General features: G+C 58.9%; 7 protein-coding genes and 2 riboswitches. Of the genes, 2 read left to right on the top strand and 5 right to left on the bottom strand.

Translation table 11 applies throughout. The annotated features are described in order from the left end of the window. The first annotated feature begins 56 nt into the window (after positions 1 to 56). On the top strand, positions 57 to 2,351 hold the full coding sequence (locus ND528_RS27620; protein ID WP_263471696.1) for a fatty acid cis/trans isomerase: 2,295 nt from the start codon (positions 57 to 59) through the stop codon (positions 2,349 to 2,351). 124 nt (positions 2,352 to 2,475) lie between these two features. Here the strand turns inward: ND528_RS27620 and ND528_RS27615 are convergent, their stop codons facing one another. Further along, the gene (locus tag ND528_RS27615; RefSeq protein ID WP_263471695.1) at positions 2,476 to 6,942 is read right to left on the bottom strand and encodes an SET domain-containing protein; all 4,467 of its coding nucleotides are present in this window, start codon (positions 6,940 to 6,942) and stop codon (positions 2,476 to 2,478) included. A 266-nt stretch (positions 6,943 to 7,208) separates the two neighbouring features. Between ND528_RS27615 and nfuA the strand changes: the two genes are divergently transcribed. Then, a complete protein-coding gene (gene nfuA / locus ND528_RS27610; RefSeq protein ID WP_003225494.1) occupies positions 7,209 to 7,793 on the top strand; it encodes a Fe-S biogenesis protein NfuA in 585 nt (194 codons plus the stop codon). Between the two features lie 139 nt (positions 7,794 to 7,932). Here the strand turns inward: nfuA and cobM are convergent, their stop codons facing one another. The 4 genes from cobM to ND528_RS27590 all read right to left on the bottom strand — a co-directional run bounded on the left by cobM (position 7,933) and on the right by ND528_RS27590 (position 10,077). Continuing rightward, positions 7,933 to 8,679 (bottom strand): precorrin-4 C(11)-methyltransferase, encoded by a 747-nt coding sequence (cobM, locus tag ND528_RS27605; RefSeq protein ID WP_263471694.1) that lies wholly within the window; start codon positions 8,677 to 8,679, stop codon positions 7,933 to 7,935. A gap of 77 nt (positions 8,680 to 8,756) precedes the next feature. Next, entirely contained in the window at positions 8,757 to 9,170 is a 414-nt protein-coding gene (locus tag ND528_RS27600; protein ID WP_263471693.1) for a cobalamin biosynthesis protein, read from the bottom strand. Next, positions 9,167 to 9,868 carry a CbtA family protein gene (locus ND528_RS27595; RefSeq protein ID WP_263471692.1) on the bottom strand — a complete coding sequence of 234 codons (702 nt, stop codon included), beginning with the start codon at positions 9,866 to 9,868 and terminating at the stop codon, positions 9,167 to 9,169. The genes ND528_RS27600 and ND528_RS27595 overlap by 4 nt, the downstream gene beginning before the upstream one ends. Before the next feature lie 11 nt (positions 9,869 to 9,879). After that, positions 9,880 to 10,077, bottom strand: coding sequence for a CbtB domain-containing protein (locus tag ND528_RS27590; RefSeq protein WP_137213437.1), 198 nt, complete (start codon positions 10,075 to 10,077; stop codon positions 9,880 to 9,882). A 123-nt stretch (positions 10,078 to 10,200) separates the two neighbouring features. Next, positions 10,201 to 10,419: riboswitch (cobalamin riboswitch) on the bottom strand. Between the two features lie 744 nt (positions 10,420 to 11,163). Beyond that, a riboswitch (cobalamin riboswitch) is annotated at positions 11,164 to 11,375 on the top strand. Positions 11,376 to 11,471 lie beyond the last annotated feature (96 nt).

The following is an 11,471-nucleotide window of genomic DNA, read 5'->3' as shown; positions in this document are numbered from 1 at the left end:
GTACGAGCGTCATAACGGTAGAATCGCAGCCTTTTTTTATCATTGAGATCAGCAACATGCCGTACCGCTTCATCAGTTTATGGTTGCTGGTCCTGAGCGGGAGCGTTGCGGCGCAAGATCCTGCCATTTCTTCTTCCATCTCCTACACCCGCGATATCCAACCGATCTTTACCGAGAAGTGCGTAGCCTGCCATGCCTGCTATGACTCGGCCTGTCAGCTCAATCTCGGCAGTGGCGAAGGCGCCGCCCGTGGCGCGAGCAAGATGCCGGTATATGACGGCGAACGCACCCAGGCTGCACCGACCACGCGCTTGTTTTACGACGCCTTCGGCAAGCGCGCCTGGCAGCAGAAGGATTTCTATTCGGTGCTCGACGCGCAGGGCAGTCAGGCTGCGCTGATGGCACGGATGCTCGAACTCGGCCACAAGACGCCGCTGACGCCCAATGCCAAGCTGCCCGAAGACATTGTGCTGGGTCTCAATCGCAACAATCTTTGCGCAATGCCTGCCGAGTTCGACGGCTACGCCGGTGCGCACCCGAAAGAGGGTATGCCGCTGGCGGTCACCGGCCTGACCGATCAGCAATATCAGACGTTGCAACGCTGGCTGGCGTCCGGCGCGCCAATTGACGAGCAGAGCCTGGCGCCGAGTGCGCAAGAGGCGCTGCAGATCACGCAGTGGGAAAACCTGCTCAACGCTCCCGGCGCGCGGCAAAGTCTGGTCGGGCGCTGGCTGTTCGAGCATTGGTATCTGGCGCACATCTACTTCAAGGGCGGCGAGCCGGGGCATTACTTCCAGTGGGTGCGTTCGCGCACGCCGAGCGGCCAACCGATCGACCTGATCGCCACGCGCCGCCCCAACGACGATCCGGGCACGCAGGTGTATTACCGCTTGTGGCGGGTGCAGGGGGTGATCGTGCACAAGACGCACATCACCTATCCGCTGAGCGCGGCGAAAATGGCCCGGATCAAAAGCCTGTTCTACAGCGGCAACTGGCAGGTCAACGCGCTGCCGGGTTACGGGCCGCAAAGCCGGGCCAATCCGTTTGCCACCTTCGAGGCGATTCCGGCGCAGGCGCGCTATCAGTTCATGCTCGATAACGCTGAATACTTCGTCCGCACCTTTATTCGCGGGCCGGTGTGCCGTGGGCAGATCGCGACCGACGTGATCCGCGACAACTTCTGGGCGCTGTTCCAGGCGCCGGAACATGACCTCTATATCACCGACCCGAACTACCGCGGCCAGGCCACGCCGCTGCTGGCGATGCCGGGGCAGAACGACGATGTCGGCAGCGTGCTGAGCCTGTGGCGCGACTATCGCGACAAGCGCAACGAATACGAAGCCCTGCGCCGCGACAGCTACGCCGATCTGCCGGCGCCGAGCTGGTCGACGCTGTGGGCCGGCAACGACAACGCCTTGCTGAGCATTTTCCGCCACTTCGACAGTGCTTCGGTGACCAAGGGTTTGATCGGTGAGGTGCCGCAGACGATGTGGCTGTTCGACTATCCACTGCTCGAGCGCACCTATTATCAGCTCGCGGTCAACTTCGACGTGTTCGGCAACGTCTCCCATCAGGCGCAGACCCGCCTGTATTTCGACCTGATCCGCAACGGCGCCGAGCAGAACTTCCTGCGCCTGATGCCCGCCGACTCGCGCGAGGATTACCTCAACGATTGGTACCAGGACGGCGGCCAGTTCAAGATGTGGCTCGATTACGAGGCGATCGACGACGACAAACCGACCGCGCTGAAACTCGACGAAAAAGACCCGAAACACGATTTCGCCATGCAGTTGCTGGCGCGCTACGGCGATCTGAATGCACGACCGGACCCGATCAACCGCTGCGACGGTGCTTATTGCTCACGGCCCAACATCGATCCGGCCCTGCAGAACGCCGAGCAGGCCTTGAGCCGTCTGGCCTCGCGACCGGCAGCGGGGCTCAAGGTTATCGACCAGTTGCCCGAAGCGACCTTGCTGCGTGTCGAAACCGCCGGTGGCAAGCGCGAGGTCTACAGCCTGCTGCGCAACCGTGCGCACAGCAACGTGGCGTTTTTGCTCGGTGAGTCGCGGCGCTATCAACCGGGGCTCGACACCTTGACGATCTATCCGGGCGTACTCACCAGTTATCCGAACTTTATGTTCAACGTTCCGGCACAGCAGGTGCCAGCGTTTGTCGATGCCATGGAAAACGCCAGGGATGCCAATCGGTTCGAAAAGATCGTCGAGCGCTGGGGCATCCGTCGCAGTCATCCGCAGTTCTGGCGATATTTCCACGATCTGAGCCAGTACATCCACGAAACCGATCCGGTGGAAGAGGGCGTGCTGGATATGAACCGGTACGAGAATCTGTGACCAGGCAAGAACAGGCTGTGAGCCTTGAGCTGTGGGCTACGTTGCCGCTGAGGATTGTTCATGTTGAATCGGGCGCCGACGATTCCTTCCAGCGCCCGAGCCTCAGCGGTCCGGACTACCGCGTTCAGGGCGTCAATGTTGGCCAATAAGCGGGGCCGTAATCAAGCAACAGCTCGGTGCCTGCCGGAATCTTTTCCCAGGCGACCAGAAAAACCATGTATTTGCCGACGTAAATCGCGCCGACGTTCTCAGTGCCTGTCCTGGCGGCACCGGGGACTTCGGGGGCGTTGATCATGCTCAAGATATTGCTGTTGCCATGACCACTGACAGTGGCGTTTTTGGTTTTGGTTCCATACGAAAATGTCCTGACTTGCAAATTGGATTTTTCGAGTATTTCTGCGTCTAGCGATCTGACGGTGCGGTGCAGTTTGCCGCTGTAAGGCCCCAGCACTTCATAAGGATTGATCTCGACCTTGGCGAACACTGACAAACCCCGTTCCGGGCCATCGACTGGCCGTCTGAGCTCGAAACGCTCGCTCAACCTGTGGTGATGCCGTCCCTCTTCCTCGATCCATTCGTGGATGTCCTCAGTCATGTCCCGGGCCAGAGTTTTGGCCCGGGTCTCTGAAAGGTGCGCGAAAAATCGGTTGCTATCGGTGATCTCGATTTTTTCGATAGCGCCTTCCAGCTTGTGCGTCAGACTGACTCTGAGGTCTGTCGGGTCTTGCAGAATGGGCGCGTTGTTATTGATCTTGTGCCCCAATGACGGTGTCAGATCTTCGCCTGCAGCATCGTCTGCAGGTGCATTTTCGATTCGGGCACGTTTGGAAGTACCAGCCGTAGCTTGCGATGCTGTCCTTGTGCTTTTGCGTGTTGTCGGCAGAGAAGACTGCACGGGGACGGATTTTATCGCTGTCCCGCGGGGAAGTGTTTTACGCGCGAGCAATACATCCGAGCCGGATAGCCCCATCAACGCCAGGCACTCGCTTACCGCACTGCGCAATACCCCGCGATCATTGACATAGGTCGACCAGAGCACTGGATTGAGATTGTTCTCTTCAATGAATGAGTTCATTGAGCTCGCAGACCGGGTTGCGTTGAAGCGCCTCTGCCATTGCTCAAGATGTCTGGGCTCCAAAGGAGTGAATACTTGGTTGCTTGCGTACTTTTCCAGTACTTTTCCTCGCGCTTTGAAACTGCCGTCGGTTTCAACGTGGGCGATGAATTCCTTGGGGTCCAGATTATGCTGTGCGGCAAACCCTTCCCGGGTAAGGCTGTTGCGGTCTTGCTGCGGCAGCGCACGCCAGCGATCGAGGTTTTCGAAGGTAACCGCCGTCCTTGCAGTATCGGCCCGGTCCAGGACTTGTTGCCCGAGAGGCGTCAATTGCCCTTGCGCATGAACGTATTGCTGAAGATCCGCCCGATTCAGCCGGTGCTGTTTCGCGAAATCCTCTATGGCTTTGCCCAGCGCCAGTTCGCTGAACTGCGACCATTGCTTGAGAATCAGCGGCGTTACTTCGCCTGGGCCGTCGGGCGCTCCGCCTCTCATCCTGATTTCGTTGGTGTACCAATGGCCGGGTCTGACTGACGACAGATTGATCGACAGGTCGCGGTTGTTCTTTGGATTGACCAACACGACAGAGAAGCTGTTTTCCCCGGTCTGCGCGGTTTCGCTGATAAATCCGTAGGAGTTTTCCCGTATCTGATAGACGGCGATGGTGCCTTGCTCATCGACGTTGCAGATGAATTTCTGGTTGTACTCCGGTCGAAAGAATATGCCCCGCGAATCAGCCTTCAGCCCGGAAATCCACTGCGGTTCGACGGCATAGCGGCGCAGCAGGGGGCTGTTGTTGCTTACCACCGTCAGCGGTTCGCGATAGCGCGGGCCAAAAGCCTGGCCTGACAACGCGTCGATCAGCCGATAATCCACCGCGTCGACGCTGCCGACGTTGCGCATGGGAATATTGGCAATCCCCTCGACTGTGCAAAGCCGGTCGCCAGGCTGGCGCGGTACCCAGCTGCTGGGGTCGACGGCCATCAGATGGTGCGCGGCAATCGTTCCATCACGCAGATGTGCCACCGCCCGGCGCGCCTGATGCATTGTCGCTGCGCCAATCTTGCGCAGGGTGAATCGGCCTAGCCTGAGCAGTGAGAGCACCGAATCCAGTGGATTGACTTCCTGAATCACCGAGATCACCAGAGTTCGGGTCAGGCTGGTGAACCTGGGCAGGGCCAGACGGATGCCGATCTTGCCAGCCTGGGTCGCCAAGCGGGTACAGCCGGCAATGTATTTGCCAATGGGCAGGGCAAAGGAAACGATGTCGGTGAACAGACCAAGGCCGCCGCTCTCGATGCGCTTGGGGTCGCCGGAGGTCAGATCGTCGATGGAACCCCAGAAGGGCACGAACATTTTTCCCCAGAACGTCAGATCCTCAAGGAAATCTCTGCCGATATCCATGCTGCGGGTGGCTTTGCGAGTCTGCTCGAGCAATGCCGATTCATCTTTGAAAAACAGCTCTCGGGCGATCATGCCGGCCAACGCGTCGGCCCGGGCAGAGGTGAGATTATTGGCAGCGAAAGGCCGGGTGCGTGCAGCCACGTCGGGGGAGCGTTGCTCAATGGGCACAGCGGCAAACGTGTCGCCGACCTGTTCCACAATCAACGTCGCATGCTGTTGGTCTCTGGGCTTCGAGCCGTCGCGATAGGCTTCCCAGTCAAATGGCAGTTCGGTACCTTTTCTGAACGAGCCTCGGCTGGTGCGGCTGCTGGAACCGATCTTTTCTACCTTGATCTCTCCGCCAATGCGCAGCGACTGGATGTCGCTGCGCAGGCGCACTACACCCGCGCGAGGGAAGACTTCGATGTAGCGGGATTTTGTCGGGTAGGTCGGATTGATCATTCGCAGAATGAACCCGCAGCGGGCACGAACCGCGTCGGTGTCTGCCTTGTTCTCATGTTCGACCTGCGTATCGTGAAGGGGCAGCCGCAACGAATAGACAGTCACCTCGTCCGTCTCAAGATGGCCGCGGCATGCGGGCAGGTATTGCGCCAACAATGCTTTGATCAGGGTTTTGTAAGCGGCGCGTGGAGTACTCAGCCAGGCATGAAACGCTTCATCGAACGCGGCTTCGGATTCATACCTGAAACGGCTCGGCGGGGTGAGCGCCAGATTTGTCGTGGCAGCAGCCATCGTTTGCTCATGCTGTTCCAGTGTGCTCAACGCGAGTTCTATTTCGCTGATCGGGTGGGCGTCGTGACGCATTCCGAACAAACCCATTGCTGCTGCCCATTGCACTGTCGGGCGGATTTTTGCGGCGGCGACCAGTCGCTGTTGCTCGACATCATCCGCATACGTTCGATGATGCTCCGCCGGCAGGTTGAGCAATTGTTCGAATGTCATGTGTCGGGATGAACCGGGCGCGATGGATTCGGCGAGGATAAAACCGCTTTTGAAATTGACCCATGTGCTGGATGTCGCGTACGGCAGATCGTCGGGAATATCCTGAACCCACGCTTCACAGGCGACATGACTTTTGAGGATGGCTACCGCCAACAGAGCAAGTGACCGGTCAACGGCAAGTGACCGCTGAAAGTGTTTGATCAGCGACTTGTGGATCGACGAATAAGCACAACCCGATTCGATCAGTATCTGCAATTCGTTCTGATAGATACCGTGCGGGTCTGGCTTCACGGTCAACCAGAGCGCGCGCCACAATAACTTCGTCAAGACGCTGGTCGGACAGTTCTGGTTTTGCTCTGCGCCGTACCAGTTCAGTCCTGTGGCAATCCGTTGAGCCAATTGCTGGTTGTGTGCCGATTGCAGAATGGTTTCCAGTAGCGCTATGGGTGTGGTTTTTGCGAAGGCTTCAAGTTTGGTATTGAGTGTCAGCGGTACGACATTGGCCAACAGACACCGTGACGTTTCGGCTTCGATCTGGCGGACAACCTGCATGATCGTTTCATCGCCAGCAGCTCCGAGCAAATGCTCAAGGTCACTGATATGCCCCTGATGCCCCAGCAGCCACAACGCACGGTGCTCGACGAGATTGTGCAGCAACCGCTGCCAATCGGCGAAAGCGGCGGGGCGCGAAGGGACAAGCGAGTAGTAGGCGAGAACCAGATCGAAACGCACGGAGCCGTCGCTTTTCAAGCCATTGCCGACCTTGCGGTGAATATCCAGCAAGACATCGACATCGATGGACCAATACGTCGGGACATCTCTTAACGTTACCGAATGCCCGGCAATGGTGAAGACTTCCGCCGGTACAGGGGTTGGTGTTCGGGTGGAACTGATCTGGAAGGACACGAAGTCGTAGAGAAAGTCGTTGCCCAAGGGCGAATGGTCAGGCTTCTTCGGTTTGCAAAGGTCGGTTATGAAGTCTTCATCTTCTTCCAGCTTTCGTAAAACACGAAACGCTTCCTTGCACTCGCGGCCCAATTCAGAGCCGATAGGCGGATGATAGTAGAGCTGGCTGGCATCAGTATTGAAGTTGTCGCCGATGAGCGCGTGCAGGTAATCGATCAGATGATTGAGATCCTGGAGCCTGCGCGGCGGTGTCTTGTTGTAGAACGTGGATAACCCTGTAGTCATTTGAGGCCTTTGAATGAGAGCGGCTGGCAAATAGTCGAAGGCAACGAATATAAGGAGGAGGGGAACAGGGGGAGATATACATATATATATGCCGCGGGTCGTTTGGTATCCGGTTGTTAACGCAGCATGGACGTCCAGGCGCAGTACCGGCGGGGCGGGAGAACGCCGTCCGAGGCGACAAGACGGGCGTTTTCCGACAAAAATACTGGGACTTTGTCCCGCGCGCCGATTGGCGTAAACTGCGCCCAAGCCTGCGAGGAGTTTTTATGACCGCTATTACCATTACCGACGCCGCCCATGATTACCTGGCCGATCTGCTCTCCAAGCAGAACACCCCGGGCATCGGCATTCGCGTTTTCATCACCCAGCCTGGTACTCAGTACGCCGAAACCTGCATTGCCTACTGCAAACCGGGTGAAGAGAAGCCTGAAGATACGGCGCTGGGGCTGAAAAGCTTCACCGCGTACATCGACTCGTTCAGCGAAGCGTTTCTTGACGACGCCGTTGTCGACTATGCCACCGACCGCATGGGCGGCCAGCTGACCATCAAGGCACCGAATGCCAAAGTGCCGATGGTCAACGCCGACAGCCCGGTCAACGAGCGCATCAACTATTACCTGCAAACCGAGATCAACCCGGGGCTGGCCAGCCACGGCGGTCAGGTCAGCCTGATCGATGTGGTCGAGGACGGCATCGCTGTGTTGCAGTTTGGTGGTGGTTGCCAGGGCTGCGGCCAGGCTGACGTAACCTTGAAGGAAGGCATCGAGCGCACATTGCTCGAGCGCATTCCGGAGCTCAAGGGCGTTCGCGACGTGACCGACCACACGCAGAAAGAAAACGCTTACTACTAAGGCGTTCGCTGCGAATATGAAAAACGGCGCCCCGTGAGCGCCGTTTTTTTATGGGCAACTTTTGCCGCCCGATTCGCGAGCAGGCTCGCTCCCACAATGAAACGCAATCACCTGTGGGAGCCTGCTCGCGAAGGCGTCTTCAAGGGCGATAAAGATGCGCATGCCCGGCGCGATACAACGAAGACTCGCTGAACACCTCACTGCCCAGCACCCGTCCGACCAGAATCAGCGCCGTGCGCCGAAACCCTTTGGCCTCGACCTTTGCGGCAATGTCCGCCAATGTTCCCACCACCCAATCCTGATCCGGCCACGTTGCCCGGTGAATCACCGCAATCGGACAATCCGCACCGTAATGCGGCAACAATTCAACCAGTATCTTTTGCAGATGATTGACCCCCAGATGAATCGCCATGGTCGCGCCATGCTGCGCCAGACTAGCCAGTTCCTCGCCGGCCGGCATGGCGGTCTTTTCGGCGTAACGGGTCAGGATCACGCTTTGCGAAATGTCCGGCAGGGTCAGCTCGGCACCCAGCAGCGCTGCGCATGCCGCTGTGGCCGTGACGCCCGGAACGATTTCGAAAGGAATGCCCAGCTCACGCAAATAGCGAATCTGCTCGCCAATCGCGCCATACAGACTTGGATCACCGGAATGCACGCGGGCGACATCCTGGCCTTTGGTATGGGCAGCCTTGATCAGATCGATGATCTGTTCCAAGTGCAGTTCAGCGCTGTTGAACACGATTTTGGCCTGGTGACCTTCCAGCACCGCTGCGGGTACCAGCGAACCGGCATAAATAATCACCGGGCAGCTGCGAATCAGCCGTTGGCCTTTGACGGTGATGAGTTCCGGATCGCCTGGGCCAGCGCCGATGAAGTAAACGGTCATCGTTGAATCCTTGTGAAGAGGCGCAGCCCCACTGCAGATGAAGCGTGCTCATGATCGATGGCGGGGATTATCGAGGTTTATGCAGCGCCGGCCAATGCCAGTGTGGCTTGCGCATATTTCTGCCGCGGAATCATTAGCTTCGCCGGCGCCAGAATCAGTAGCTCGGCCAGCGCCAGCGCGGCGCTTTCCGCCACGCCGTAGCAACCGGTGCGCTCAAAGGCGATCTGCGATTGATGGCTGAGGCGCTGCTGGAAGGGCGCCAGCTCTGCACTGTTGAAATACTGCAGGGGCAGGTTCAATTGTCTGGCCAGTTCCAGCAACCCCGGTTCGTCGCGCTTGAGGTCGATACTGGCCAAAGCCTTGACTGCTCGCAGTTCGATGCGGTGTGCCTGCAACGCCTGATCGAGTAGTGCACGCAGCGTACTGGCCGGGCAGCCACGCTGGCAGCCGAAGCCGACCACGAAGGTCGGCGCTGCGCGGTCATCGGTCATGCCTGATATTGCCCTGCGCTTTTGCGGCGGAACAACCACGCACTGATCAGGCCAAGAGCCAGCCAGAACGCGACGTTGGTCAGCTGCGAAGCGATTTTGAACTGGGTTTCCAGTGCCTCTGGGGCAAGCATCGAATGCACCTGCGGTTGCGGCGCGCCGATCACGTGCGGTACCGCAAGAATCGCGACACCGAGAAGCTTCATCAACCAGTGGCGGCTGAAGGCAATCAGTGCCAGGCCAACCGCGGTCGAAGCGGCGGTGCCGATCCACCAGATCTGCCGCGATGCGAGATCGGCAGCCGCAGTGCCCGGCAATTCAGGTGGCAGGCCCAAGGTCGGCGCGAGAACGAACGTCGCGTAACCGGCCAGACCCCAGAGCAGCCCTTGCGAGGTCTTGGTTGGCGCGCGCAGGGTATACAGGCCGGCGAGCATCAGGGCGAAACCCACCGCCACCACCAGATTACCGCCAGTGGTCGAGGCCACACGCTGCCAGCCATCTTCCGGCTCCCAGGCTTCGCCATCATGGCTGTGCGCCGCGGTGCCGGCGGCGTGTTCGTGAATTTGCGCGACCGGTTCGGATTTCTCGAAGGTTTCGGCCTGCAGAATCAGTGGCGAAACCCAGAAACTCTGCAGCAGGGTCAGGAGCAGTGCGGCCAGCAAGCCGGTGAACCCTGCGGTTTGCGCGATACGCTTGATCATCTCGGCAGGCCTCAGTGGCATGGGAATGCGGCGCTGTGGCGGGTATCGTGAGCGGCGTTGTGCACCGCTTCGATGTGCGAGAAACCGGCGAACCAGACCAGACTGGCACCGAGGATCGAGGCGAAGAGGGCGGCGGCCACGCGTTGGCCCAAGGTGGTGCTGCTGGAAATGTGGTCAGTGTGGCTGACGGTATTGCTGGTGATCGACATAGCGCTTCCCTCTGAAATGTCAGCGGGTAAACAGAGCGCAGGAAAATCCCTGCGAGCCGGGCACGCAGGGATTTCGAACAGCGCCCGCCCACCGCGGGTTTGTTTGTGATCAGCGACGCTTGCGCGCGCTGGGTGTTGCGGGCCGGTCTCCGGGCTTGCGAGGGGTTGGCTTGGCGCCGACCTGCAAGCGTCACCTTCCCATGCCGGGGCACAGTGGATCTAACGCTTCGCTCGCTTACCGTTGCGGGGGCAGCACCGGACTGACATGGCTTTGAGTAAAGCACATGATTCACCGGTTTCCCGTTTCACCCTGTGAAGGGCACCCGTAACAAGGTGGGCAGGAGAACATGGGTTTGGGTTTTTAGTCAATTTCCGGGCGTTTTTGGTGCTGCGAGGGGGGCGTTTTTTTTTGATGTTTTTGGGTGTATATCCGTTGCTGCGGTAACGGCTGCTTAGGGTTTCGCCCTTACGGCGAGTCACCTTTTCCAGACGCCAAAAAGGTAACCGAAAAGGCTTGCTGCTGCGTTCGGCCCTCGCAGGCTCGGGTTCCTTCGCTACGGGACTGATCCGCTCAGCCTTCCGACGTCGCCGGTGGATCAAGATCAAGGGCACTCGAGCTTGCGCTCATTGTTGAGTGGTGAAAAGCGTGTGGTCTGCTTTGGATCTGTGTTGGATCCGCCCCTCACCCCAGCCCTCTCCCGAGGGAGAGGGAGCCGATTTGCGGGCTTTTCAGAATCTGCATTCGACTCGATATCGCAAGTCGGCGTATTTCGCCTGAACACCTCGGTCAGTCCCCTCTCCCTCCGGGAGAGGGCTAGGGTGAGGGGCTTTTGCTCTGGCTCTTGATCTTTTGCCCCTTCGGCAGGCTTCGTTACGGGATCGGTCCCGTAACGAAGGTACCCCGAGCCCCAGCGAGCGGGCCGTACGCCGGGGCAAAGCCTTTTGGTTCCTTTTTGCTGGGCCGGCACTCCGGCGTTTGAAAAAGGGACTCGCTGTAAGAGCGAAACCATAGGAAGCCGTTACAGCAGCAACGGATATACCCCCAGTTTCAGACTCACCGACCATTGACCCACGACGGACCCATGCGTAGCCTTGCGCTTTCGAGGTTCTTCGGCACTTGCCGAAGCTAAGAAGGGAACGCGGTCAAAGCCGCGGCTGCCCCCGCAACTGTGAACGGTGATGTTCGTTGCCACGCCACTGCCAGCTCAATCGATGAGCCAGCGGGAAGGCGCAATGAACGCCAGGCCCCACGCCTGAACGCCGTCAGCCAGGAGACCTGCCTCGTCACAGATTCTCACTACAACCGGGCGGGGTGATCCGGTGGCGAATGCTTCCGGCGTGCACGCGCGCTGCCGGTTCTCGTCCCGTATGCCCGCCGCTTGCCAAAGGGCATA

This window comes from Pseudomonas mercuritolerans, from assembly GCF_025706525.1.
GTDB classification, from domain to species: domain Bacteria; phylum Pseudomonadota; class Gammaproteobacteria; order Pseudomonadales; family Pseudomonadaceae; genus Aquipseudomonas; species Aquipseudomonas mercuritolerans.
Note: the sequence above shows the minus strand (reverse complement) of the source record. Positions and strands in the feature narration are given on the sequence as shown.

Coding starts and splice junctions, on each gene's coding strand:
- ND528_RS27620 (WP_263471696.1), top strand. CDS start 57: ATGCCGTACCGCTTCATCAGTTTATGGTTGCTGGTCCTGAGCGGGAGC.
- ND528_RS27615 (WP_263471695.1), bottom strand. CDS start 6,942: ATGACTACAGGGTTATCCACGTTCTACAACAAGACACCGCCGCGCAGG.
- nfuA (WP_003225494.1), top strand. CDS start 7,209: ATGACCGCTATTACCATTACCGACGCCGCCCATGATTACCTGGCCGAT.
- cobM (WP_263471694.1), bottom strand. CDS start 8,679: ATGACCGTTTACTTCATCGGCGCTGGCCCAGGCGATCCGGAACTCATC.
- ND528_RS27600 (WP_263471693.1), bottom strand. CDS start 9,170: ATGACCGATGACCGCGCAGCGCCGACCTTCGTGGTCGGCTTCGGCTGC.
- ND528_RS27595 (WP_263471692.1), bottom strand. CDS start 9,868: ATGATCAAGCGTATCGCGCAAACCGCAGGGTTCACCGGCTTGCTGGCC.
- ND528_RS27590 (WP_137213437.1), bottom strand. CDS start 10,077: ATGTCGATCACCAGCAATACCGTCAGCCACACTGACCACATTTCCAGC.